Annotated in this window: 25 protein-coding genes and 1 tRNA gene; 7 read left to right on the top strand and 19 right to left on the bottom strand. The window is 67.2% G+C overall.

Annotated elements, in window-relative coordinates:
- Positions 1-363 precede the first annotated feature (363 nt).
- On the top strand, positions 364-1,521 hold the full coding sequence (locus NI2_RS10855; RefSeq protein WP_067489005.1) for a hypothetical protein: 1,158 nt from the start codon (positions 364-366) through the stop codon (positions 1,519-1,521).
- Here NI2_RS10855 and NI2_RS10850 read toward each other — a convergent pair.
- The 8 genes from NI2_RS10850 to NI2_RS34405 form a co-directional block, all read right to left on the bottom strand.
- Positions 1,496-2,035, bottom strand: coding sequence for a hypothetical protein (locus NI2_RS10850; RefSeq protein WP_133734092.1), 540 nt, complete (start codon positions 2,033-2,035; stop codon positions 1,496-1,498). The two genes, NI2_RS10855 and NI2_RS10850, sit on opposite strands and share 26 nt — an antisense overlap.
- Positions 2,036-2,387: 352 nt before the next feature.
- Positions 2,388-2,461: transfer RNA gene (locus NI2_RS10845), tRNA-Pro, on the bottom strand.
- A gap of 57 nt (positions 2,462-2,518) precedes the next feature.
- Positions 2,519-3,610 carry a mechanosensitive ion channel family protein gene (locus tag NI2_RS10840; RefSeq protein ID WP_067489002.1) on the bottom strand — a complete coding sequence of 364 codons (1,092 nt, stop codon included), beginning with the start codon at positions 3,608-3,610 and terminating at the stop codon, positions 2,519-2,521.
- Positions 3,611-3,653: 43 nt separating this feature from the next.
- A complete protein-coding gene (locus NI2_RS34640; protein WP_174552195.1) occupies positions 3,654-3,974 on the bottom strand; it encodes an LLM class oxidoreductase in 321 nt (106 codons plus the stop codon).
- 328 nt (positions 3,975-4,302) lie between these two features.
- A complete protein-coding gene (locus tag NI2_RS10830; RefSeq protein WP_067488998.1) occupies positions 4,303-4,713 on the bottom strand; it encodes a DUF3592 domain-containing protein in 411 nt (136 codons plus the stop codon).
- A gap of 80 nt (positions 4,714-4,793) precedes the next feature.
- Positions 4,794-5,732, bottom strand: coding sequence for an alpha/beta hydrolase (locus NI2_RS10825; protein ID WP_067488996.1), 939 nt, complete (start codon positions 5,730-5,732; stop codon positions 4,794-4,796).
- A 181-nt stretch (positions 5,733-5,913) separates the two neighbouring features.
- Complete coding sequence (locus tag NI2_RS10820) at positions 5,914-7,176, bottom strand: PucR family transcriptional regulator (protein ID WP_067488994.1); 1,263 nt, start codon at positions 7,174-7,176, stop codon at positions 5,914-5,916.
- A gap of 194 nt (positions 7,177-7,370) precedes the next feature.
- Complete coding sequence (locus NI2_RS34405; RefSeq protein ID WP_166655790.1) at positions 7,371-7,532, bottom strand: hypothetical protein; 162 nt, start codon at positions 7,530-7,532, stop codon at positions 7,371-7,373.
- Positions 7,533-7,884: 352 nt separating this feature from the next.
- Between NI2_RS34405 and NI2_RS10810 the strand changes: the two genes are divergently transcribed.
- On the top strand, positions 7,885-9,438 hold the full coding sequence (locus NI2_RS10810) for an acyl-CoA carboxylase subunit beta (protein WP_067489229.1): 1,554 nt from the start codon (positions 7,885-7,887) through the stop codon (positions 9,436-9,438).
- A gap of 54 nt (positions 9,439-9,492) precedes the next feature.
- Here NI2_RS10810 and NI2_RS10805 read toward each other — a convergent pair whose 3' ends face one another.
- Complete coding sequence (locus NI2_RS10805; protein ID WP_067488991.1) at positions 9,493-9,864, bottom strand: STAS domain-containing protein; 372 nt, start codon at positions 9,862-9,864, stop codon at positions 9,493-9,495.
- Between the two features lie 163 nt (positions 9,865-10,027).
- On the opposite strand from NI2_RS10805, the gene NI2_RS10800 reads away from it, so the two are divergent.
- Entirely contained in the window at positions 10,028-10,474 is a 447-nt protein-coding gene (locus NI2_RS10800) for an ATP-binding protein (protein WP_084476323.1), read from the top strand.
- 6 nt (positions 10,475-10,480) lie between these two features.
- Here the strand turns inward: NI2_RS10800 and NI2_RS10795 are convergent, their stop codons facing one another.
- From NI2_RS10795 to NI2_RS10770, 6 genes are all read right to left on the bottom strand, one after another.
- On the bottom strand, positions 10,481-10,924 hold the full coding sequence (locus NI2_RS10795; protein WP_067488980.1) for a response regulator: 444 nt from the start codon (positions 10,922-10,924) through the stop codon (positions 10,481-10,483).
- Positions 10,921-12,474: a sensor histidine kinase gene (locus tag NI2_RS10790; protein WP_067489226.1), complete on the bottom strand. Its 1,554-nt coding sequence runs from the start codon at positions 12,472-12,474 to the stop codon at positions 10,921-10,923. Before NI2_RS10790 ends, NI2_RS10795 begins: the two co-directional genes overlap by 4 nt.
- Positions 12,475-12,512: 38 nt before the next feature.
- Positions 12,513-13,715, bottom strand: coding sequence for a PP2C family protein-serine/threonine phosphatase (locus NI2_RS10785; RefSeq protein ID WP_371851959.1), 1,203 nt, complete (start codon positions 13,713-13,715; stop codon positions 12,513-12,515).
- A gap of 266 nt (positions 13,716-13,981) precedes the next feature.
- Positions 13,982-14,902 (bottom strand): LysR family transcriptional regulator, encoded by a 921-nt coding sequence (locus NI2_RS10780; RefSeq protein ID WP_067488978.1) that lies wholly within the window; start codon positions 14,900-14,902, stop codon positions 13,982-13,984.
- A gap of 34 nt (positions 14,903-14,936) precedes the next feature.
- Positions 14,937-16,022 (bottom strand): PE-PPE domain-containing protein, encoded by a 1,086-nt coding sequence (locus NI2_RS10775; RefSeq protein ID WP_067488976.1) that lies wholly within the window; start codon positions 16,020-16,022, stop codon positions 14,937-14,939.
- Between the two features lie 32 nt (positions 16,023-16,054).
- Positions 16,055-16,600 carry a DUF4822 domain-containing protein gene (locus NI2_RS10770; RefSeq protein ID WP_067488974.1) on the bottom strand — a complete coding sequence of 182 codons (546 nt, stop codon included), beginning with the start codon at positions 16,598-16,600 and terminating at the stop codon, positions 16,055-16,057.
- A gap of 163 nt (positions 16,601-16,763) precedes the next feature.
- On the opposite strand from NI2_RS10770, the gene NI2_RS10765 reads away from it, so the two are divergent.
- On the top strand, positions 16,764-17,534 hold the full coding sequence (locus tag NI2_RS10765; protein WP_067488972.1) for an ankyrin repeat domain-containing protein: 771 nt from the start codon (positions 16,764-16,766) through the stop codon (positions 17,532-17,534).
- Positions 17,535-17,663: 129 nt separating this feature from the next.
- Entirely contained in the window at positions 17,664-17,903 is a 240-nt protein-coding gene (locus tag NI2_RS33010; protein ID WP_084476315.1) for a hypothetical protein, read from the top strand.
- A 2-nt stretch (positions 17,904-17,905) separates the two neighbouring features.
- Here the strand turns inward: NI2_RS33010 and NI2_RS10760 are convergent, their stop codons facing one another.
- A complete protein-coding gene (locus NI2_RS10760) occupies positions 17,906-18,262 on the bottom strand; it encodes an Rv0313 family protein (protein ID WP_067489220.1) in 357 nt (118 codons plus the stop codon).
- Positions 18,263-18,369: 107 nt separating this feature from the next.
- On the opposite strand from NI2_RS10760, the gene NI2_RS10755 reads away from it, so the two are divergent.
- Positions 18,370-19,056: a ZIP family metal transporter gene (locus NI2_RS10755; protein ID WP_067488970.1), complete on the top strand. Its 687-nt coding sequence runs from the start codon at positions 18,370-18,372 to the stop codon at positions 19,054-19,056.
- A 4-nt stretch (positions 19,057-19,060) separates the two neighbouring features.
- Here the strand turns inward: NI2_RS10755 and NI2_RS10750 are convergent, their stop codons facing one another.
- Together NI2_RS10750 and NI2_RS10745 are read right to left on the bottom strand one after the other, a co-directional pair.
- The gene (locus NI2_RS10750) at positions 19,061-21,109 is read right to left on the bottom strand and encodes a heavy metal translocating P-type ATPase (RefSeq protein ID WP_084476313.1); all 2,049 of its coding nucleotides are present in this window, start codon (positions 21,107-21,109) and stop codon (positions 19,061-19,063) included.
- A gap of 89 nt (positions 21,110-21,198) precedes the next feature.
- On the bottom strand, positions 21,199-21,522 hold the full coding sequence (locus NI2_RS10745) for a hypothetical protein (RefSeq protein ID WP_243749967.1): 324 nt from the start codon (positions 21,520-21,522) through the stop codon (positions 21,199-21,201).
- A gap of 138 nt (positions 21,523-21,660) precedes the next feature.
- On the opposite strand from NI2_RS10745, the gene NI2_RS10740 reads away from it, so the two are divergent.
- Entirely contained in the window at positions 21,661-22,353 is a 693-nt protein-coding gene (locus NI2_RS10740) for an LmeA family phospholipid-binding protein (protein WP_067489214.1), read from the top strand.
- On the opposite strand, the gene rph is transcribed toward NI2_RS10740, so the two are convergent.
- A complete protein-coding gene (rph, locus tag NI2_RS10735; RefSeq protein ID WP_067488966.1) occupies positions 22,350-24,935 on the bottom strand; it encodes a rifamycin-inactivating phosphotransferase in 2,586 nt (861 codons plus the stop codon). The genes NI2_RS10740 and rph overlap by 4 nt on opposite strands.
- Positions 24,936-24,972: the final 37 nt, after the last annotated feature.

Genomic DNA, 24,972 nt, shown 5'->3' with positions numbered 1-24,972 from the left:
GGTCACGAGCGCTACGCGCCGGGCGCCGGCTCGCGCCCTAGGCAGGCGACGAAGTCCAAAAACGTTCTCTGGACTTTGACCGACGTCGAAACGGCAAGAAGCGAAATCCCTCTGACTCGGTGTCAGAGGGATTTCGTCGTGCGTCTTGCGGTGCGGTTGCGTCGTACGCGTACTCGGTGGCCGTCGGGCTCGTAAGGGCGGTGGTGCCTCTGCTGAGACGGATTCCCGTCGTTCACGCGATGAGGCGCGGAAGGCACCGTCGGCTTGGGACAATCGTTTTCGGAGCCGGTCGGCGAGGCAAATGGGGGTGGTCGTTCGATGACGAGGATGCGTGGATCGAATGGATACGGAGGTGGAGCCGAGGTGCCCGACATCGCGCGCCGGTCCGGGCCTACGCCGCTGCCGGAGCCGGTGTCCGTGCTGCACGATCGAATCCTGTTGCACGCCAACATGCATACCGCCCGCGCGCTCGTGTCCCTTCCCACCCCTGTCGCTGGGCTGGTGCTGACGGGCAAGACGGCGGCCGCCGGAATCAAGACCCTGCGCCGCGAGCATCCGGACCTGCTGCTGCTCCGGGATCCCGAAGGGTACCGCCGTGCCCTGGCCACCGAGCAAGAGCCTTTCGTGCTCGATGACGACGAGTCGCAACATCTGTTCCCGCTGTCGCTCGACGACTACTTGCAAGCTCAGCGCGACTGCGGGGCGGACCTGGCGCTGACGCCGACCGGCTACCTCGGCGCCGGGAATGATGACGCGCTGAGGGCGGTGATCCGTACGGCCGACCGGATCGGGCGCGACGATGTCATCGTCAGTCTGCCGATCGATATCGCCTGGCTGCGCGACGATCACATCGACCACCTCATCACGGCAGCCGCCGGGCTCGACCGGCCCAAGGCGGTGCTGCTCGGTGGACAGTTCGACCCTATGCGAAGAAACGCGGAGGCGGTCCAGAATTTGCGTCGACTCGTGGCCGAGGGAGGCGATGTCGCCGTGCTGCGAACAGATCTCACCGGCTTCGACGCCATGAGTCACGGCGCCTACGCGACGTCCCTCGGCACCGGCGGCAGCCTTCGCCACGTCATCCCCTTCGGACAGCGGTCGTTCGGCGGGGGGAACGACCCCTCACCGAGCGTATTGCTCGCCGAACTGATGTCCTTCTACAAGGGCTCGACGCTCGTCGAGCGGTTCGCCGACAGCCGGCCGCCGGTGTGTGCGTGCCTGTCGTGTCAGGGACGGCCGATGGACCGGTTCGTCGGCCGGGACGAAACTCTCGACGCGCACCGCCACAATGTGCACGTGTGGGCGTCGTGGGCGAACGACCTCTACGACCAGCCGACAGTGGACGGGCGGGCCACCTGGTGGAAGACCCTTTGCTCGGCAGCCGTGGATTACGCCGCGGTGCTCAATGCACGGATCAGGCAGCCCGGTGCGTTCCAGCCGCCGAGTACTCTGCGTTCCTGGGCAGAGCTACCCGAGTGGTGGCCGATGCCGGGAACTACCGCGCGAGTTCGGACGCGCTAGTCTTCTCGTACAGCTTCTCGGCGAACAACCACTGGCCGCACGAATGTCGTTGTCGCACATACAGTTGCGGTTCGACGAGCGTTCGCGGCCCGGATGCGTCGGACACGCAGATGCCGATCCCGAAGAACGAGGCTTGCATCTGCGCTTCCGCGAGATCGGTCGGGATCGATCGCAGGAGCATCGCACGGCTACAGAACGGGGCGAACCGACCCGCCGAGCGCAGCCCTTCCTGCCATGTTCGGCTCGCCACCACGGCCAACCGGGCCGATATCGGCGCCCTGGCACGTCGGACGTAGTTGCCGCCCTCGACCTCGACGACGCCGGCCGGCGCCTGCCCGATGACCCGGCGCTCACGGCTGGTGAGATCACCGACGGAGATCGGCAGCCCGACCGGCAAATTCATCACAGCGTCCAACAGGTCCAATCGGGTGACCGCGCCGAGACCGAGCCGTCGGCGGCGTTCGATTTCCTGGACGTCGGGTAGATAGGCGATCCCCACGGTGGCGTCGAACATCCTCACGACGGCATAGGCACACGGCTCCGACGAGCCGGCCGGGTGCTGTGCGGACAAGGCGACGCGTGCTGCCTCGACCACACCGCTTCTACTCACGAGACTGCCGCCGTCCACGTCACAGATCGGAGCGTAGCCGCAGCGCTGAACCGCCGTACGACGACGTGTCACTGTCCGGAGGAGGTCGGCTGCTGACCGGTTGTTCCACCTCAGCTCTACGCGAACGGGCCCCGAGAACGGCCCTCTACCGATCGGTTCAAGCATTAATGTGGGATTTCTGTGCGGTTCGGGCAAACCACGTCGAATCCCGGACACAAGAAAACCCCTCCGACTCAGGTCAGAGGGGTTTCCACTGTCGGGCTGACAGGATTTGAACCTGCGACCACCTGACCCCCAGTCAGGTGCGCTACCAAGCTGCGCCACAGCCCGTTCCTTGCCCCCGTCGCCGGGTGCTCGGAAAGATTACCGCAACAGTCCGTGTGAGTACTAATCGGCTGGTAGATGGCCGTTTCGGGACGAGGTCGAGACTGGTTCGGGGAGTGTGTCGGTGGGGTTGGTGATGAGGGTGGGGATTTTGGGGAGGGCGTGGGGGTGATGGTCGGAGAGCCAGGTGAGGAGTTGCTCGCGGACGGCGCAGCGCAGAGTCCAGGCGTCGTCGGCGTCGGCGGCGGACATGGCGGCGCGGACGACGATGTTGGTCGGGGTGCTGTCGGTGACGAGCAGGCTCCAGGTGCGGCCGTCCCAGTCGGGGCGTTGGCGCAGGTAGGTGTGCAGGTGTTCGCGGAGGGCGGGGATGGGGGTGGAGTGGTCGAGGTGAAGGGCGACGGTGCCGGTGACTTCGGAGCCGCCGCGTGACCAGTTCTCGTAGGGCTTGCTGTTGAAGTAGGAGACCGGCATGGTGAGGCGGCGGTCGTCCCAGATGCGGACGGTGAGGAAGGCGAGGGTGATGTCCTCGACCACGCCCCATTCGCCTTCGACGACCACCGTGTCGCCGATCTTGACCGAGTCGCCGAAGGCGATCTGCAGCCCGGCCATCAGGTTGCTCAGGGTGGATTGGGCGGCCACGCCCGCGATGATGCCGATGACGCCCGCCGAGGCGAGCATCGACGTGCCGAGTGTGCGCAGGCTGGGGAACAGCAGCAGGATCACGACCGCCGCGGTGGTGACGACGAGCACCGAGGTGATGATGCGGCGCACCAGTCCGAGTTGGGTGCGCAACTGCCGCACCCGTGAAACCTCGGTTGTGCGTTGGGCATAGCGGCGCAGCAGATGCTCGGCGACGGCATCGGTGGCGCGAATCACCAACCACGCCGCCGCGATCAGCGCGGCGGTGGCGAGGAAATTCTGGACCACCGTGTCGCGGCGTGGATCCACGTCGGCCAAGGGGTAGAGGGCACGCAAAAGCAGTGTGCCGAGCAGTAATTGGAGGGGCACCCGGACCCGGCGTACCGAATTCAGGTGGACACCGGGACGGCGGCGGGCGCTGTAGCGCAGCAGCCGGTCGATCGCCAGGCCGGCGGCCACGGTGATCGCGATCGTGCCGAACACCACGAGCATCGGCCGCAACAGGTCTTCCACGAGATCGAACTCCTCTCGTTCTCGACTCGCCTCAGCCGGTTGCTTACCCGGGACTCGCGGCCTCAGACATGACATTCTGATGGCAGCGGAGCCCCGTCTGGCCATTTCGCCCACTAGGGCGGTGGTCGGCCGGGCCGGTGAGGTCGGTCGCGGTGAGGACGACTTCGGTGGCGCCTGCGTCGAAGTAGCGGCCGATGCCCGCGGCGACGGTCTCCTCATCACCGATCAGTGCGAGTTCTGCCGCTCTGGCGACTCTTTCGAGGTCGAGGACGCGGCGATAGGACGGGATCTGCTCATAGAAGGCAAAGTGCCGCAACGCTTCGGAATGGGCCGACTCGACATCCGCGGTGACGACGGCAGGCACGAAAGCGACGATCCGCGGGGAATGGTTGCCGCCTCGATGATTTCGGGAACGATGTGTTCGCTCAGCGTCCTGGGTCCGGCAGGTGCCTCACGTTCGACGATCGCGGCGAGGATGGGGAAGTTGTAGTCCATCCGCTGCCCGAACCACACCGCGGGCATACCCTGTTCGGCGACACAGCGTGCCTGCTCGACGATGTCGTCGACGTAGTTGGTGGCGTTTTCGACGGCGAGCGCGATTCCGAGAGTCATGCCCGGTCCAGCCGGGCCCTCGGGAGGCTTTGTTCCGAAATGCCGCTATCTGATCACCATGAGCGAAAGGGCCGCCGGGCTCAGAAAGCCGCCGCCAGGCACACTGCGAGAGTCACGCCGAGTACACCCGCGCCAAGCAGGCAGAACAACCATTCCGAACCGGCGCTGTAGCCCTCGATGACCATCTTCGCCGGGCGATCCGGATCGTAATGGACGAGTACCGGCGTACCGGGCCGGAAATTCACAATCCACGACTTACCCATGACGGCGCGTTCCTCCACGGTGCGCCCATCAGCCGTCACCCACCGGACCACCGGGTGATACAGGGTGCCGTTCTGTCCCGAACTGGTCGCCAATCGGACTACGGTGCCGACCGCTTTCGCGCCGGAACTCTTCAACTTTCGAGTACGGCGAATCAAGACCAGGCCGATAACGAAGAAGACCGAGCCCAGGCAACCCGGAATCAGAGCGAACAGCCATTCCGTCGACACAGTCTTCCCTCCCCATGATATTCACGCGCATCCGGCTCGCGATGCCGAGCAGCCTCCGTGAGCCGGCGGTCCGGCACCGATCAGCCGACGCCCACGGAGCGCAACAGATCCCGCAGCGCCCAGGACATCGCCGACGACCAGGCCGGCCAGTCGTGTCCGGCCCCTGCGTCGTAGCGTTCCCTGACATCCGCGCCGGGCGTGTTCTCCAGTTTGGCGACGAAGCGCGAGTTCTGCTCGTAGACAGCGGATTCGACGAGCCCGTTCTTGCCGTAGCTGACGAACAGGGGGATACCGGTCAGCTCGGCTGCTTGGGTGTAGGGGTTGTTCTGCTCCCAGATGTGGCGCTGGGCCGTGTAGTCACCCCAGACGCGTTTCCAGTCCGCGGCGCATCCCTGGCCGGGCTTGTCCGGTTCGCCGGGAGCGTCCGAGTCGTGCAGCGGGTCGACGTTGCCGCTGAAACTGGCCGCCGAACGGAACCAACCCTGGTACTTCGCGGCGAATTTCATCGCGCCGAGACCGCCCATCGAGTTGCCCGCGATGGCGCGGGTGGTGTTGGCGCGGTAGGTCGATTCCAGCAGGGTCCGCACGTCGCCCATCAGGTATTTCTCCCAGGCGGGCGCGCCGTAGGAACCGTAGTTCCACCAGTCGGAATAGGCGCTGCACCAACTGGTTTCGGGGAGCACGTAGATGGCGTCGGTGTTCGCGGTGAGGGCTTCGAGATCGCCCTTGTCGGTCCAGGACTTGTGATCGTCGAACCCGCCGTGCAGAACCCAGATCGTGGGCCAGGTACGGGTGGCGTCTTTCGACCAGCCGGGTGGGAGCAGCAACCGCACCACCTTCACCGCGAAGTCGGGCCCCTCGAGGTTCGGCGAGGAGATCCCGATGTCGCGGATGCGGTCACTGACCCGCGCTTCCCACCGCACCGTGGCCGCGGCCTGTGCGGGAGCCGGGATGAACGAGGGTGCCAGGGCGACCAGAGCGGTGACGAGGGTCAGGATGACAAGCCGGAGTCTGGACAACGGGGTTCCTCTCGATCGCCGAACCGGTGATCGAGAGAGCGATCACGGGTGCTCGGACAGGTGCCCACGCTCGCTGTCAGCCCCGGTGAGGCTCGCGCGACGCGACAGTGCACCCTTATCGAAGAACGATCCCGTTCGTAGGAAAGCGCGGCCAGACCCCAGAAATGGGGGCACACGGCCCTCAGCCGGCGCGGGAACCCCGGTCAGGGGAGATGTCGCTCGACGCCGTTCCTCGGTGTGCGCGGATGAGCAGCGCCGCCCGCAGGTAACACAATCCGGTGACGTCGTTGAGGTCGAAGCCCGTCATCTGGCTGATCCGCTTGAGGCGGTAGTCGACGGTATTGGTGTGGATGAACATCTTCCGGGCCGTGCGTGAGCGCTGCATATTGGTGGCCATGTAGACCTCGAGGGTCTGCATGAGCTCCGGATGCGCTTCGAGCGAATCGACGACCGAACTCAGGTAGTCGCGGGCGGGCCCGGGGCGGGTGAGCTGGTATTCGAAGGCCAGTTCGTGCGGGCGGTAGACCTTGCTCGGGCCGCCGAGGCGGTGCACGATCTCGACGAGCTCGTGGACTTGTTCCGCGGCGCGCGGGATCTCGCCCGGCGCGGCCGACATCACCACGGCGCGCACCGGCACCTGGGCGGCGGTGGACAGGTGCACGATCAGCTCGTCGAGCTCGGGCTCGGTGAACTCGGTGGCGGGCAGCAGCAGGGTGCCGCCGTCGACGCTGAGCAGCGACAGCACCTTGCCGTCGCAGCGGTTGGCGAGTTCGGCCTGCACGCGCCGCAGCTTGCGCCGCGCAACGACTTTCGCGTTGAGGCCGGGCTCGGATTCCTCCGGGTGCGGTGGCAGTTCGAGGGCCATCACGTGGTATTCGTCGGCGACCTCGATGCCGCATTCGCGGGCCATCGTCGAGGTGTTCTGGCCGCCGAGCAGCGCGGAGGTGAGGGTGTGCACGGCGGTGTGGTGCTCGCTGACGACGGCGCGAAGCTCGCGCACGTAGGCCGCCGAGACGGCGGAGGTGATCATGTCCTGGGCGTCCATCAGGCGCCGGGCCACGCCGACCACGGTGTCGTAGTCGTGGTTGGTGACATTGGTGATCACCAGGTCGAAGCCGAGTTTGAAGCCTTCGTGGACGGCGTGGTGGATGGTGTCGATCGGGATGCCCTCGCGCGCCCAGTCGGCGGCGGCGGCCTGCACGCGCTCCACCCGGCCGGGGAGGTCGCGACCGTCGAGCATGCTTCGGGTGAGCTCGAGGCAGACCCTGGTGACGGTGGTGACGTCGCCGTCGAGCGCTTCGCCCGGCAGCGTCGCGCAGGGGACGACGTTTTCGATGAAATGCACCACCATCTGGCGCGAGATTGTGCGCACGTCTTTCAACGGGGTTGACACCGGGCGGCCCGAAGCGGTCAAGAACGGTTCGATGGAAGTTGTGACAGCCATGATGAATCCTTCCCACCCAGATCGCTGGGCAAGTGACCAAACTACCGCGTAGGCCATTGTCACGTCCGGGCTTCGCTTGTGACAAAGGTCAAGAGAATAGCGGAATGATTAGGGTTACGACGAGTACCGGATACACGCCGGTGTGGGCGGCCCCGACGCCCGCCCACACCAGCTCACCGCACCGATCTAGCCGGTCAGAGGCACAGGCTCAGCTCGAGCGGGCCCAGCGGCAGCGGCGCGCACACCTCGACCGACCCGGCGACGGGGCCGGCCGCGGTCGCGGTGCCGGTGCCGAGCGCGGCGGCCGAGAGGGCAAGGGCGGCAAGGGCAATCGGGCGGGCAATTCTGGAGTTCATACGTACTTCCTCGCATTCGGTGAACATCCCATGTTCGGGACATCTCGATCAGATCACGGCGGCAATCTCGAATTCACATGTCGGCGACGGCTTTTGACGTTTCCATTTGGTTCGACGCGCCATTCTCGGAGAAATCCACAACAATTCGGCGCGGTCGCCATATCGCCTTGTGCCGCGCGATCAGGTATGGACCGGTGGTTCGGCGCGGACCACAACGGGGTTGTCGGAACCACGAGGGATCGCCACCGATCACTGTGACCTGTCCACATACCGCACACAGGCGTCGTGTGCGCGCGCGATTGGGCCTAGGTTCGCCCGGAGTACTACAGGTGGTTGGAAGGTGGCAGCGAGCGTGGCGACAACGCAGGCGAAGCTCGACGAGTTGGTCAAGATCCTGGCGATCGCCGCGGAACCCGCGGGTGCGGCCGGCGTCGCGAAGCGGGCGAAGAAGGGCGTGCCGAGCGTGCGGGAGCGGCTGAACATGCTGCTCGATCCCGGGACGTTCATCGAGGTGGGCGCCTTGGCGCGCCAGCCCGACCAGCCCGACGCGCTCTACGGCGACGGCCTGGTCACCGGGCGCGGCCTGATCGACGGGCGGCCGGTGGTGGTGATCGCGCACGACCAGACCGTGTACGGCGGATCGGTGGGTGTGGTGTCGGCGCGCAAGTTCATGCGGGCGCTGAAGCTGGCGTTCGATTCCGGCTGTCCCGTGGTGACGATCAACGACTCCGGCGGTGCGCGCATCCAGGACGCGGTGGGGTCGATCGCGTCGTTCGGTGACATCTCCCGGGTACTGGAGAAGCTGTCGGGGTATGTGCCGCAGGTGTCGATCATTCTCGGCAAGTGCGCGGCGGGGTCGGTGTACGGGCCGATCAATACCGATGTGCTGATCGGGACCGAGGATTCGTACATGTTCGTCACCGGGCCGGAGGTGATCAAAGCCGTCAACGGTGAGGACATCAGCGCCGAAGACCTCGGCGGGGCCGCGGTGCAGGCCGAACGTGGCACGCTGCACCACGTGGCGAAGACCGAGGCCGATGCCTACGCCTGGGCGCGGGCCTACCTCAGCTACATGCCGTCGAGTTGTCTCGAGCAGCCGCCGATCGTGAATCCCGGTCTGGAGCCGGAGATCACCGGCTCGGACCGTGAGCTCGACACGATCATTCCCGACTCGGATCGCATCGGCTACGACATGCACGAGATCCTGCTGCGGATCTTCGACGACGGCGAATTCCACGAGATCCGTGCGGCTTTCGCCCCCAACCTCATCACCGGCTTCGCGCGGGTGGACGGGTATCCGGTCGGCGTGATCGCCAATCAGCCGCTCGTGCTGGGTGGTTCGATCGACGCGGCGTGCTCGGACAAGTCGACCTACTTCATCCGGCTCTGCGATGCGTTCAACATCCCGCTGGTGTTCGTCGTCGACACGCCCGGTGTGCTGCCGGGGCTCGATCAGGAAGCGGCGGGCGTGATCATCCGTGGTGGCCGGGTGCCGAGGGCGATCATCGAGGCCACCGTGCCGATCATCAATCTCGTGGTGCGCAAGTCCTACGGCGGTGCCTACGGGATGATGGCGGCGCGTCAGGTGGGCGCCGACGTGAGCTTCGCGTGGCCGACGGCGCGGATCGCGGTGATCGGCGCCGAGAGCGCGGTCGACCTGATCGGTAAGCGGCAGCTGGCGGCGGTCCCCGAGGAACATCGCGCCGCCGCACGGGAATTCATGATCAACCAGTACAACGAGACGGTCGCCACGCCCTGGATCGCGGCCGAACGCGGCTATATCGATGCCGTCATCGAACCGGCGCGTACCCGGCTCGAGATCCGCCACGCGCTCCGCCTGTTGCGCGACAAACCGCCTGTGGCACGGGAATTCAACCCGCGCAAGCACTCGGTCTATCCGATGTGAGTGCCGCGGTGCCCGGATCGCATACGACCGATCCGGGCACCGCCCGGCGTGCGCTTACAGCGCGGAGGGTGCCCCGTCGGTGGCGGCGACGGCCGCTTCGAGAGTGCTGTACACGGCGAGGAGCTTGTCCAGGCCGGTCAGCTCGATGGGGCGGGCGACCTCACGGGACGCGACCACCCGCAACTGGCCCGGTGCCGCTTTCGACACGACGAGCAGTGCGCTGAGTCCGGCCGACCCGAGGAATCCCACCTGGGTCATGTCGACGACGAGCGTATTCCCACCCTGCTGTGCCTTTTCCAGCGCGGCCTGCAACTGCGGCGCCGATGCCATGTCGACTTCGCCGCGAACGGTGAGGATTTCGAATCCGTCTTCGGCGCGTACCTGCACATCGAGGTCGGGGATTCCGTTCTGGTCGCGATTCGCCACTTTCCACCTCTTGCCTCGGTGTCGCCGGGGTCGGCGAACACATCTTACTCAACTTACCCGATGAAAGCGGACCTTACAGAAGAGGTCTCATGTCTCCGCGCTATCCTCGCCGGAAGTATGCATCACACTTGCGCCCTGCTTAGCAGTGGATCGGATGGGGTAAATGCCAGAAGCGAGACCGACAGCACACAGCTCGGTGCCGAGGCGCCCGTCCGGTCAGGAGAACACCCTGAAACCTTTCTATCTGGAATTTTCTGCGAAGGCTGATCGTTTGGTCGAGGTCCGTCGTGCGCTGCGTACTTGGCTGAGCGACATTCCGGCGCGGCAAACACTGGTCGACGATGTGGTTCTGGCCGCGGGAGAGGCGTGTACCAATGCTGTCGAGCACGGACATCGCGGTGATGGTGGACCGGTCGAAATCGGCGCGTCGGTCACCGACGGTCACATTCGTGTGGTCGTCACCGACCACGGCAGCTGGCGGCCGGGTGCCGCGGTCACCGACGAGTCGCGCGGCCGGGGACTGACCATCATGCGCGCGGTGAGCAGCGAATTCGACGTCGAGACAACCGAATCCGGCACCGTCGTCACCATGCTCATCGCCTGCTTGTGAAGCCGGTCAGCGCACCCTCGGCAGCCGGACGACTTGCACGAAGAATTCGTCGATCTGCCGGATGGCCGCGATGAACTGGTCGAGGTCGACCGGTTTGGTCACATAGGCATTGGCATGCAACTTGTAACTGCGCAGAATGTCCTCCTCGGCGGCGGATGTGGTCAGCACGACCACCGGAATCGGTGACAACTCGGGGTCGGCCTTGATCTTCTCCAATACCTGCCTGCCGTCGTATCTCGGGAGATTCAGATCGAGCAGGATCAGGTCGGGTGTCGGCGCATCCGCGTAGTTGCCGTTACGGTAGAGAAAGTCGAGGGCCTCCTCACCGTCTCTTACCACATGCAGGGTATTGCCGATTTTGTTGTCTTCGAACGCCTCTCTCGTCATCAATTCGTCGCCGGGGTCGTCTTCGACGAGCAGAATATCGATGGGCTGGCCGGGAACGGTCACGCGATAGCCTCTTTCCGGGCGTCGGATGCGGTGGTGGATTCGTCGAGGGTGGGCAGGGTGAAACACAGGCGGGTGCCGTTGTGATAGTCGGTGTCGATCCAGATCCGGCCGCCGTGGAATTCCACGATCTTCTTGCAGACGGCCAACCCGATGCCGGTTCCGCTGTAGGCGTCGCGGGCGTGCAGGCGCTGGAAGATGACGAAAACCTTGTCCGCGAATTCGGCGTCGATGCCGATGCCGTTGTCGGCGACGCTGAACTGCCAACCCGAGCCCGTGTCGTCCGGTGTGCAGGTGATCCGGATCAGCGGCGTCGAGCCCGGGGTGCGGAACTTGATCGCGTTGCCGATGATGTTCTGCCACAACATGACCAGGAGTGTCGGTTCGCCCTCGACTCGTGGCAGCTGCTCCGGTCGCTCGATCACCGCGCCGGTCTCCTCGATGCTCGACGACAGCGCCGTGAGCCCGGCGTCGAGACTGTCGGCGAGCTCGACGGGTTCGGTGCCGTCGGATACGCGCCCGACTCGCGAGAAGGTGAGCAGGTCGTTGATGAGTATCTGCATGCGTTTGGCCCCGTCGACGGCGAAGTCGATGTACTGCTTGCCGCGTTCGTCGAGCTGGTCGCCGTAGCGTTTGTCGAGCAGCTGGCAGAACGAGGCGACCTTGCGCAGCGGCTCCTGCAGGTCGTGGGAGGCGACGTAGGCGAACTGCTCGAGTTCGGTATTGGAGCGCCGCAGTTCCTCCGCCTGGTCGGCCAGTTCCTGTTTCTGCTGGTGCAGCACCGATTCCTGCACGCGCGAGGAGGCGAGTTCGGCGACGATATGGTCGCGCATGTTCTCCACGGCGGCGCAGACGAGCGCGATGTCGGAGGGGCCGACGGGATCGATGCGGGAGTCGAATTCGCCTGCCGCGACGCGGCGGGAGGACTCCGTGAGATAGCCGAGCGGCCGGACGACGAGGCGGCGCACCAGGACGGTGAGCGCCGCTCCCGTCACCAGGAAGGCGACCACGATGCCCGACAGCACCAGGTTGCGGGTGGTGCGGGCGGTGTCGAGCCGGCTGTTGTCGCGGTCGACGGCGGCGGTGAGATTGTCGTTCTGGGTGGCGAACCGTGATCGCAACTCACCGAAGTAGGTGATGCCCATGTCTGTCCCGTTCGGCGCGCCACCCTGGGCGATCACCGGCTCGGCATACGCGGTGCGCCACAGGTCCGCGGCGGTCAGCAGAGCGGTCAGGTCGGCCTGGAGTTCGGGACGGCTTTCGATCAACTGCTCGAGCCGCTCGACGGCTTTCGCCTCGTCCTGCCTGGCGCTGGTGTAGTGCGACACGAACAGGGGATCACGGGTGAGCACGTAACCCCGGATGCCCGCCTCCTCGTTCACCAGCGCGCCTTGTAGTCGCGCGGCCTCGGCGGCGGCCGGAAGCGTTTGGGCCACCAGCCGGTCGGTGACGCGGTTGGTGTGGGCGATGACCTGGGCGCCTGCCACGGCACCGACGATCACGGCGACGATCATCGAGGCGAAGACGAGCTGGAACCAGCCCTGAGCCGTCATCCGGCTGATCAACCGTTTCCGGTCGTGGGCTGTGGTCGTCACTGCGCAAGCCTTCCGTTGTCGCGCCATCGCACATAGAGGATGGCCACGTCGTCGTCCAGGCCGCCCGCGGTGGCGGCCTGGTCTTCTACTCGTTCGATCAGCGCGTCGACGAATTCGTCCGGGTGTGCGATGGGCAGGGTGTTGGCGAGTTCGAGCAGGCCGTCCTCGCCCAGTCGTCGGCTGCCGTCGCCGACGTGGCCTTCGAACAGTCCGTCGGTGAACAGCATCAACGCGGCGTTCTCGGCAAGACTCAGCTCGTGCGCAGGCCACTGCCCGTGGCCTGGGACGAATCCGAGGGCCGGGCCACCGTCGACTTCCAACCAGCTCGAGATGCCCGCCGCGCGCCGCAGCATGCCCGGATGGCCCGCTCGACGGACCTGAACCAGCCTGGTCACCGGGTCGAGCCGCAGCACGGTCGCCGTCGCGAAGGTTTGCTCGTCGCGGCGTTCGGCCACGAGAAGTTCCTCGAGCAAAGAGAGCTGACGGGCACCGGTGACGCCGCTGAGAACCAGTGTGCGCCAGGCCAATCGGAGCGCGACGCCTGTTGCGGCGGCGTCGGGGCCGTGACCCGCGACATCGCCGATCACCACGTGCACCACGCCGTCGGCGTCTTGGACGGCGTCGTAGAAGTCACCGCCGAGCAGGGAGTGGTCGGCGCCGGGTCGATACCGGGCGAGCACCTCGACGGCGCGGTCGGCACCGAGCAGGGGAGTGGGCAGCAGGCCGCGTTCCAGGCGTGCGTTCTCCTGCGCCCGCATCTGGCTGGCCCGCAGGGCGGCGGTCGTGCGCTCGGCGTGCTTACGCTGGATGGCGTAACGCACCGCGCGACCGAACAATTCGGGCTCCACCCGGCCCTTCACGAGGTAGTCCTGCGCGCCCGCGGCCAGGGCGTTGAGCCCGGTCTGCTCCTCGTCGAGCCCGGTCATCACCACGACGGCGATCTGGTCGTCGATCTGGTGCAGTCGCGCCAGTGCCTCGAGCCCGTTGGCATCGGGCAGGTGCAGGTCGAGCAGGACACAATCGGGGGTGTCGGTGCGCAGCCGTTCGCCCGCCTCGGCCAGGGTGCGCACCCACTCCAGGCGCGGTCCGGCGCCGAGATCGGCCACCAGCTCCTCTACCAGCAGCGCGTCACCCGGGTCATCCTCGACGAGCAGGATCCGGGCTGCCCGGCCCGGCAGGGCCGCGGCTTCGGTGACCAGGAGATCGGCGGCGGTTGTGTCACTGCGCGGCACGGCGACCCGTGGGAATGCCGGTCCTGACGCTCACACTGTTTCGGCGAGTGGGTCTTCTCCCGCAGGTGGACAGCCGAAATCCAGCGGTGTGCACGAATGTCTCCGATCCCGAGCGCCCGCAGCGCAAACTGGCTCCTTCAGCCGCTGGCTGGACCGAAAGAGCTCTGCGATCTTATCCGATCACCGAAGCGCTCGGCGCCCACCCGATTCGGGGTGCCCGGCCGCCCGGTGAATCACCAGGTCGGCGCCGCCTCGCGAAGGCGGGTGCGGACGAGTGCGACGTGGGGGCGTTCGGTGCGAGTGGAACGGCCGACAAGGTAGGCGGTGTTGATCGGCGGGTCTTCCGGATCGAGAAGCGCGACAACGGTTCCGGCAGCCAAGGCGGACGCGCACAGATAGCGTGGCAACACGCTCACGCCGCCGCCTGCTGTCACCATGGCGAGGACCGCGCGCAGGTCGGGAACGACGACGGCGGGGCGGCGTTCGAGGCGGCGCCCGAAGACGTGGCGCCAATAGCGGCGCAGGATCGGCAGATCGGGGGCATAGCTCACCAGGGAGACGTGGGCGAGTGCGGTGGCGTCGCCGCGTTCGAGGCGTCCGGTGTCGATGCGAGCGGCGGTGGCCGGGTTCGCGACGAGGACGAATTCCTCGTCGGCCAGGGGTTCGGCGACGACGGCCCGGCCGCGCGGCCGGATGGCGGAGATGACCAGATCCAGAGCGCCGGTGCGTAATTCGGCGAGCAGGTCGTCGGCGAGGCCGGCTACCACCTGCAATCGCACGCCCTCGGTGATCAGCGGTGCCAGGGCGGGCAGGGCAAGGGTGGCCAGGATCTCGGCGGGCCCGCCGAGCAGCACGGGTGGTTCGGGCGGCGGGTGACCAGTGGTGGTGCCGGTGACTTCGGCGAGGGCGTCGAGCGGGTCCGCGATCCGGGCGGTCAGTTCGTGAGCGGCGGGCGTAGGGGAGACGCCACGGGGGAGGCGGTCGAAAAGTGGTCGGCCCACGGCTTTTTCGAGGGTTTGCAGCTGGCTGGTGACGGTGGGCTGGGACAGGCCGACCTGGGTGGCGCCCGCGGTGAGCGAGCCGGAGCGGTAGACGGCCAGGAAGGTTCGCAACTGAACCAGGTCGAGACTGCCATCGCCGTGCCGATGCTTCATGCGTCCAGTGTATTGGTGAACGAATAGCAGCTGGTCAGGGTGCGGCCGGAAGAAATTCGCGGACGAGCGACACGACCGGATCAGGTGGGAGCAGATCCTCCATGTTGGCGAGGACCGTCTCCACCGGCAGGGTGCGGTCGGTGTTGTGGGTGGGGTTCTCGATTTCGGCGGGGAGATCGGTGGCCAGCGTCGCGGTCTTCTGCGGGTTGAGCGGCTGGTCGAAACGCAACGGTGTCGGCGCGGAGTAGTCGGTGCGGTCGTAACCGGTTTCGACGAGTACGCGCAGGGCGGGCTCGGCCAGCGCGGCGGCCGGTTCGGTGAGATCGGTGCGGTTCGTGTGCTTGCCGATGGCGCGCAGCGGATACAGCAGCGGTAGTGCGCCCTGAGGGTTCGGAATGGTGACATATGTTGTGTCGCCGTGGTTTTGACAGTGCTGTGGAAGCTCGTCGCAGTTCTGTTGCGCGATGAACTCGGACCGGTCCGGGTATCCGTAGATCGCGGCGCCCGCCTTCGGCTCACCTCCCGCGCCGTTGCCCTTGGGCTGCAGATAGGACGGGTGGATGAGTAGTGTGCCGAGCAGCGCGTTGGCGTCGGCGAGCACATTGAGCGGGTAGGCCGGGAAATCGGAGATGCCGTCGTACTGCATGGCGATGTCGGTGGTCGCGATGCCGGTGTCGGTGGGTGTCGGTGGCCCGAAGGTGATGTCGGCGACCGGTATCCCACCGAAAAGGACCGGGCGTTCGATGATTCCGCCGTTGGGCCGGTTCGGATTCGCGATCAGCACGAACGACAACCGGGCTTTGTCCTCGGGCGAGAGCCGGGCCAACGCTGCCTTTTCCTCACTGGCGACCGTGGCACCCTGCGAGTAGCCGAACGCGGTCGCGGTACCCGGCGCGCCGAGCTGCCGGCGGGTGAGCTGATCGAGTGTGGCGACCCCACCCGCGACCGAGGTGTCCCATTTCGCGGACGACGCCCTCGGCCCCTTGGACGAGATCACCGGCCACAGCGAGGCGTCGTAGGCGACCGGAACGAAATCGACACCCGGGCAGGCGTTGTCGGCGCAGCCCTGCGCACCGGGATCGATGAAGTTCTGGTAGGCGTTTGTGGCAGCCGGGGCCACCGGGGTACAAGCATGTGTCCGGATTGTCTGGACTACCGCTGCGGTTCAGGGTGGTCGGTAGGTGTGTGGATGATGTCGACGTACTTCGACTTGTCGTTCTGGTCCGGGTAGGTGCGGTAGGTGAACATCGAATCGGTCAGTTCGGTGATCTCGGAGTCGCGCTCGAACATCACCGTGCCGTCGTCGTTCCTCGCGACGATATGGCGGGTCTTGCCGTCGGCGGAGACGGTCCAGTCCCCGTGCATCTTCGGCTTGTCGTCGAGGGTGTACATATCGAACGTTCCGTCGGCGTCGAAATAGGCGAAGCCGACGTAGTTCTGGACGTTCGCGTCGGTGAGCGACAGTTCGTTGCCGTCCTGGTCGACGGCGCCGGTGGTCTCCCAGGGATGCGCGGACAGGATCTGCGACGGTGTCCGCGCCGGGTTTGCGGTGGTGGTCGCCGCCGAGGTCGACATCGCCGAAGTGGTCTCGGCCGAGGTGGTGGCGGCGGTGTCGGAACTGTCGTCGGAGCAGCCCGCGAGGGGCACGGCGATCAGGGCGGCGGCGGTGATGGCGGAGGCGATCTGGGCGATCTTCACGGGTAACCTTTCCGCTGATGGCTCGTATCGCGTCGGTCGACGTAGCGTCGAGCGTAGCCATCGTGGGTGGTCAAGGGCGTGAACTCGACCGGCGAGCCTGTCCACCGGGGCCGGAGCAGGTCGGCTCGCCGATGTACCGGATGCTCGGCGCAGGAGGCTCCACATGATCACCTCGATCCGCATGGCAATGCTGGCGCTCGCCGGGACGGCGGTGCTGTCCACCGCGTGCTCGACCGACTCACCCACCGGGTCTGACGCGCCGTCGACCACGCAGACGACCACCACAGCGGCTACGACCACCGCCGCGGGTCCGACCGGCGCGCCGACGTCGGCACCGTCCGATCCCGCGCTCGCCGGACCGCTGCACGAGGCCGCGGCCGCCGACGACGGGATTCGCGTGCGAGAACTGCTCGACCGCGGCGCACCCCTGGAAGCGCGCGACGACGAGGGCCGCACGCCACTGGTGACGGCCGTGAAGACTCAGGCCACCGCCGCGGCACGAGTCCTGATCGATGCGGGTGCCGATGTCAACACCAAGGACGACATGCAGGATTCGGCCTACCTGTACGCGGGCGCCGAAGGCTACGACGAGATCCTGACGATGACCCTCGCGCACGGTGCCGACGTGCGCAGCCTGAACCGATACGGCGGCACCGCGCTGATCCCGGCGGCCGAGCACGGATTCGTCTCGACGGTACGGATCCTGATCGAGGCGGGTGTCGACGTCGACCACGTGAACACACCCCGCTGGACGGCCCTGCAGGAAGCCGTGATCTACGGCGACGGCTCCCAGAGATACCAGGACACGGTCACCGCTCTCCTCGATGCCGGCGCCGACCCGAACATCCGCGACGCCGAAGGCCACACGGTGCTCGAGAACGCGGAGCGGCTCGGCCAGACCGCGATCGTCGAGATCCTGCGCAACCATTCCTGACCCGGTGCACTCGTCTGCGGGTGACATGGCGGGGCCCAGGCGTCGCCGGCGACGATCCGGCCGACAGCCGGTTACGCTGGACCGGTTGATCGCAGAGGTAGCACTTTCCACCACGAGAAGGGGCTCACGTTGTCGACTCACACTTTCGCCACCGCCGCGGCGGTCGGAGTTCTCACGGTCCTGCTGGCAGGCGGTGCGGCGAGCGCCCATCCTGTCCAACCCGTCCAGCCGTCGGTCGCCGCCGCCCAAGACGAGGGGACCGTCGTCGACGAGGAGAAGGAGCCCGGCGGAAAAAGTGAGGGCAAGGGGAAAGGTAAGGGTAAAGGCAAAGGGAAGGGAAAAGGTAAGGGCGGCAAGGGAACCCAGTAAGGTCAGGGCGCGTCGAGCACGCTGACCGGAACCCCGTAGGGCAGAAAACGCACCCGACGATGCTCATCGGTGTTGTCGCGATGCGCCCGCAGCGCCTCGAGTTCGCTCGGAAACACCTGATCCACCCGCGCCTGCCCGTCCTCGTCGATGGTGTAGATCGCCCACACCCCGCCCCCGGTATCCCCGGTGGTCTCGGGTTCGGGCGCGTGCTGGGGCCCGGTGAACTGCCCGAACAGCGAATTCAGCACCGACTGATCCAGGAATCCCCCCGCCTTTCCGAGCAATCCGCGGATCTCATCGCTGGCCCCACGCAGAACCCGTTCGAAATCATCGGCATCGAATGGCCTGTCATCCGCCATGATCACTCCTCCTCGGAACATCGGCGTATTTGTTCCCAAGTGTCCTCGCCGAACGCGCCACGCGCCATGAACCCCGGCGGCGGCCACTGTCTCGATAGGCTCTGCGCATGCTCACTGCGCTGCTCTACGGGCTGGGAACCGTGGTTCCGCTGATGATCGGGGTGGCGATCGGCGTGCGGTGGACGCTGCCTCGGCCGGTGCTGGCGACCCTGATGGCGTTCGGCGCGGGAACGATGATCGCGGCGGTGTCGGAGGAGTTGTTCGCGCCCGCGTTCCGGCGCGACGGGGCGGTGATCGCGGGAATCGCGCTGTTCGCGGGCGCCGGCATGTATGTGGTCGCCGACCATCTGATCGAGAACAAGCTGGGCGGGGCCGCGATCGGGTGGGCGCTGTTGCTCGGCACGGTGCTCGACGGAATTCCCGAGAACACGGCGCTGGGTGTGTCGTTGGTCGGGGGTGGGGGACTGGTGCTGCTGGTCGCCATCGCGGTGGGCAACGTGCCCGAAGCGGTGAGCGCGGTCGCGTTCCTGCGCGACCAGCACGGATTCTCACCGGGCCGCACGTTCGGTCTGTGGGCGATCACCTCGGCCGTACTCGTCGGGGTCACCGTGCTCGGCAACGCGCTGGCCGACACCATCTCCGGCACCGCCATCAGCGCGGTGCAGGCGTTCGCGGGCGGTGCGACGATCGCGATGCTCACGGATTCCCTTGTGCCGGAGGCATATCGGGAGGGCGGCTGGTGGGTCGGAATGGCGACGGCGGCCGGATTCTTCGTCGCCTTCGCCATCGGATGACGGCTCACTCCCGCACCACGGTGGCCGGGTCGAGGTCGATGCGCCGCAACAACTGAGCGTTCAGCGCGACGACGATCGTGGACGCCGACATGAGCAGCGCCCCGACCTCCATCGGCATGGTGATACCCCAGGGCGCGAGCACACCGGCGGCCAGCGGCACGGCGATGATGTTGTACCCCGCCGCCCACACCAGATTCTGGATCATCTTGCGGTAGGTGGCCTGTGACAGCTCGATCACCGAGACCACCGCGCGCGGGTCGTCGGAGGCCAGGACCACACCCGCGGAGGCGATGGCCACGTCGGTGCCCGCGCCGATCGCGATACCCACATCGGCCTGCGCGAGGGCGGGCGCGTCGTTGACACCGTCACCGACCATGGCCACGGTGCGCCCGGCCTCCTGCAGCGAACGCACCTTGTCGCCCTTGTCCTTGGGTAGGACCCCGGCGAACACCTGGTCGATATCGAGCTGCTCGGCGACAGCACGGGCCACCGGTTCGGCGTCACCGGTGATCATGGCGACGTGGATGCCCCGGCGATGCAGCGCCTGGATCGCCTGCGCGGATTCGGGGCGTACCTCGTCGGCCAGGGCGAGCGCGCCGATCAGCTCGCCGTCGCGCAGTACGTGCAGCACCGTCGAACCCTGCGCGGACCAGCGGGCGGTGGCCTCGGCGGGCTCGAGGTGGTGGCGATGCAGCAGGGCGGGACCGCCGACCTCGATCGTCGAACCGTCGACCGTCGCACGCACACCCACACCGTTGTGGGCGGTGAACTCCGTGGCGGCGGGGACGTGGATACCGCGTTCGGTCGCGGTGTCGACGATGGCGCGTCCGAGCGGATGCTCGCTCTCGGATTCGGCGGCCGCGGCCAGGGCGAGAACTTCGTCGTCCGCGAGGCCCGACCGGGTGGCGGTGGTTCCGACGACGGCGGGCGCGCCACGCGTGAGGGTGCCGGTCTTGTCGAACAGGATCGCATCGACAGTGCGCATCGCTTCGAGCGCACGGCGATCGGTGATGAGCACTCCGGCTTTCGCGGCGCGTTCGGTGGCGATCGACACCACGAGCGGAATCGCCAGGCCGAGGGCGTGCGGGCAGGCGATGACCAGCACGGTGATGGTCCGGGTGACGGCATCCTCGGGTCGGCCGAGGGCCAGCCAGACGACGGCCGTGATCGCGGCGGACCCGGCGGCGAACCAGAACAGCCAGCCCGCCGCCCGGTCGGCGAGTACCTGGGCGCGTGAGGAGGAATTCTGGGCTTCGGCGACCAGCCGCTGGATGCCGGCGAGGGCGGTATCGGCACCGACGGCGGTGACACGCACCCGCAGCGCCGAATCGGTGGTGACCGTGCCCGCGACGACCTTGTCGCCCGGTTCGCGACGCACGGGCCGGGATTCGCCGGTGATCATGGACTCGTCGACATCGGCGCTGCCCGACTCGACGAGCCCGTCGGCGGGCACCCGACTGCCCGGTCGCACGACGACGCGGTCACCGGCGCGTAGTTCGTCGACCCGGACGGTGTCGGTCGAGCCGTCGTCGCGGACGCGTTCGGCCTCGTCGGGCAGCAGCGCGGCCAGCGATTCCAGCGCGCTCGAGGCCTGCCCGAGCGAGCGCATCTCGATCCAGTGACCGAGCAGCATGATCACGATCAGCAGCGCCAGTTCCCACCAGTAGTCGAGCTCGTGGTGCAGCACGCCGAGCGTCGAGCCCCAGGACGCGAGGAAGGCCACGGTGATGGCCAGCGAGATCAGCAGCATCATGGCGGGTTTGCGCGCCCGGATCTCGTCGACGGCTCCGGTGAGGAACGGCCGGCCGCCCCAGAAATACATGACGGTGCCGAGCACCGGCGACACCCACCGCAACCCCGTCGGCACGGTGTAGCCGACGAGTTCGGCGAACATCATGTCGGCGGCGACCACCGGCACGGCTAAGGCGAGCATCACCCAGAACAACCGCCGGAACATGGCCACGTGTCCGCCGTGATGATGCCCCGAAGACATGTCGTGGTGCTCGTCGTGGATCGTGTCCGAACCGCTGCCCATCCGGTGGTCGTCGGCCATGACGCCGACGCTACCCCGGGGCGCCGCGGGGGCCGCACAGGAAAACGCCCCCGGCCTGACACAGGCCGGAGGCGTCGAGCGCGGCTCGGCTAGTGACCGCGTTGATCGGTGAGATTCAGGCCTTCCTTGGACTTCACGCGCCGGTGTTCCAGCAGCAACCAGGTGACACCGGCGACGGCCAGCGTCGCGGCGGCCACGGCGGCGATGGCACCCCAGCCCGCGAAGCCGTATCCAGCGGCCGTCAGGCACAGGCCCAGGGCGATCACGGCCATAGCGCACAGGACGATGCCGGGGAAATTGTATCCGTCCTCCAGGCCTTCACCGGCGTGGCTGCGGGTGGTTCGGGCGTGGTCGGGGAATTCGCGCCCGGTGCGGCGCGACATGGGGGAGCGTTGGTGGGCGGGGTACGCCATGGTCGATCCTTCCCTCCGATGGACTGCGTATGGACGGCAATACCCACTGTGTCGCGGTCCAATCGGGCCGGACGAACCGGCGCCCGCGCCGTAGCATGGGCGACCACTGGCTACACCGGTGCGGCGAAGGGATTGAGCGTGCGCACGTTGTTGACGTTGCTGATCGTGGCGGCGATCGCGCTGGTCGCCGGCGACCGGGTCGCGCTCGTGCTGGCACAGAACGCGATCGGACGCCAGATCGCCGCCGAATACCAGCTCACGCGACAGCCCGATGTCGACATCCGTGGTTTCCCGTTCCTCACCCAGGCGCTCGACGGCCGGTATCCGGTGATCGACATCGCGGTAGGCGACTGGACCGGTGACGACATCACCGTGCGCGACCTCGACGTAACCCTGCAGGATGTGTCCGCACCGCTGGGCGATGTGCTCGGCAACCGGACCTCGAACCTGGCGGCGGCCACGGCCACGGCGACGGCTGTCGTCCCCTACGACGTCGTACGAGGGTTCGCTCCCGACGACGTGGACTCCATCGAATTCGGGGCGGACGGTTTGAGCGTGGCGGGCCGGTTCCCGGTCGCCGGGATCATGGTGCCCGCCACGGTCATCGTCACCGTCGCGCCGACCGCCGACGGCATCGAGGTGACGCCCGTGTCCGTGCGTCACGCGGCCGGGGGTCCGACGATTTCTCTCGGCCTGATCCAGCGGAGCCTGACCTTCGTCGTTCCCTTGCAGAGTCTGCCGCTCGGGGCGCGTATCACCGCGATCACCCCGGCCGCCGACGGTCTGCATGTCACCGCGGCGGCCGCGAACGTGCGTCTCGCCGACGGCTAGGTCAGGATTTCGACATAGCCGTCGGCGCCGTTCACCCGGATGCGCTGCCCGTCGCGGATCAGGTCGGTCGCGTGTTCCACCCCGACCACGGCGGGTAGCCCGTATTCGCGGGCGATGACCGCGCCGTGGGTCATCAGGCCGCCCACTTCGGTGACCAGGCCGGCGATACCGACGAACAGCGGGGTCCAGCTGGGGTCGGTGTAGGCGGTGACGAGAATGTCGCCCGCTTCCAGATCGGCCTGACCGATGTCGAGGACCACCCGGGCCCGACCTTCGATCGTTCCCGCCGAGACCGCCATCCCCGGCAGAGCGCCCTCGGGTAGGTCTTCGCGTCGATACGCGCCGGTCACCGCCTCACCGTCGGAGGTGAGCACCCTTGGCGCACTGAGCGTCCGGAAGATATCGAACGCATCTCTGCGCTGGGCGACGAGGGCCTGGTCCGCATGCTGGACGCGCACCACCTCACGCAATTCGTCGAACCGCAGGTAGTAGATGTCGTCGGGTTCCTGGAGTACGCCGGCCGCCACGAGTCGCTCGGCTTCACGCGACAATGCCTGCTTGTACACGAAGTAGCGGCTGACCATGCCGTACTTCGGGTACTCCCGGTAACCGGCGAAGGTGCGGACCCGGTCGATCATCCGCTCGGTTTCGGAGGCCTTGCTCTCCCCGTCGGGCAGCGCCCGCAATTCCCGCAGGATCCGTGCCCGCTGCGCTTCGGCGTCGCGCAAACCGTCCTCGAAACGTTCTGTGCCCGCGCCGTTTCCGAAGTTGCGCACATTACCGAGGATGGTCGGCACGAGAGTGGTCGGGTCCTCGCTCCACCGTGTCCGGGTGATGTCGATTTCGCCGACGCACCGCATGCCGTATCTGTCGAGGAATTCGGTGATCGCGACCCGCGCCGTGGGCCCGCCCGGACGCTGCTCGAGTTCATCGAGGAAATCGTTCGTGCCGTTCTCCTCGACCGCACGCAGATACTCGATCACCTGCGGGTGCGGGCGGATGGCATCGGCGACATCGAGCAACGCCAATCCCATTTCCGAGGTGACATTGCCCGGCACCGACTGGGTGAGCGCATCGGCGGCGTTCTTCTCTCCGAGCCATTCGCCCAGGCGGTCGTTGAGCCATTCGGTCGCCTCCATGGCGGCCGTGATGATCTGCAATCCGCGCGGGGAGAACAACACTCGGCGCAGCTCCGCGATATCGGTGTGGATGAAATCGAGCAGGGCGGAGCCGGACAGGGGGGCGATGTCGCGTTTCAGCACGGCGAGCGAGGCCTCGCAGTCGGCGATCAGTTCGTCGACGATCGCCGGGTCGGTGTCGATCGGAGCGGGTGCGGGCGGCGCGGCAACCGGATCGGTCTGCGGCACAACGGGAACGAAGCCGCGCTCGAGCACGGTGCGCAGTGCGTCGCCCATCAGCGGATCGGACTTGCCGAGCGCCTCGGCCAGCGCCGGACCGACCGTCGGCGAGGCCAATCGCTCGGTGACGTCGACGAACAACCGCCCGCCCGCGTCACGCATGGCCGCGTGGCTGGTGAGCTGCCACAGCGAAATCCCGAGGGGTTTCATCGCGTCGGTCATCATCTGCTGATGACCGACCGACACATACACGCGGTGGGCGTCGTCGGCCGCCTCGGGAATCGGGAACAGGGTGGTGATCGGCCTGCTCTGTACGAGCCGGATCTCGTCGTCGAGACACCACTCGATGTCCTGGGGCGAGCCGAAATGCGCCTCGATGCGCCGGCCCAATTCGGCCAGTCGCAGCACCTCGGCATCCGAGAGGACGGGTTCGTTGCGGCGGTCCTCGTCGATATCGCGCACCTCGGTGCCGCCCGTGTCCACCGGTTCGACGGCGATCTTCTTGGTGGCGATGGTCTTGCTGACCTCCCCGTCGCGCACCTTGTACACATCGGCGTTCACCAGACCGGAAACCAGTGCTTCACCGAGACCGAAACCGGCGTCGATGGAGACGACGGTCCGATCGGACGTCACCGGGTCGGCCGTCATCAGAATGCCCGACGCACGCGGGAACACCATCCGCTGCACCACGACCGCCATCCGGATCATGGTGCTGTCGAACCCGTTTCGCAGGCGGTAGGTCACCGCACGGTCGGTGAACAGCGACGCCCAGCACCGGCGGACATGATCGAGCACCTCCGCCGCGCCGATCACATTCAGGTAGGTGTCCTGCTGGCCGGCGAACGACGCGGTCGGCAGATCCTCGGCCGTGGCGCTGGAACGCACCGCGTACGCGGCGTCGGTGCCGAGCCGGGCATGCGCGGCGACGATCTCGGCCGCCACGTCCTCGGGCACCGGCAGTTCCTCGACAGCCCCGCGGATCGCCGCACTTGCCGCGGCGATCCCCGCCCGGTCGTCGGGCGAGAGGGCCGCCAGTTCGCCGATCCGTTCCCGGACCGCCGACGCGCCTGCCAGCGCCCGGTCGAACGCCTCGGTCGTCACACAGAACCCCTCGGGCACCCGCACCCCCTCGATGCGCGCCAGCTCACCCAGGTTCGCACCCTTGCCCCCGACGATTCCCACCTGTGACCGGTCGATCTGCCCGAACTCCAGAACAACATTCATAACCCACTCCTCACCTGCGATTTCAGCAGTACGCGAG

Origin of the sequence: Nocardia ignorata NBRC 108230 (genome assembly GCF_001612905.1) — a bacterium.
Lineage (GTDB): Bacteria > Actinomycetota > Actinomycetes > Mycobacteriales > Mycobacteriaceae > Nocardia > Nocardia ignorata.
This window is presented reverse-complemented; position numbering and strand designations above follow the sequence as displayed.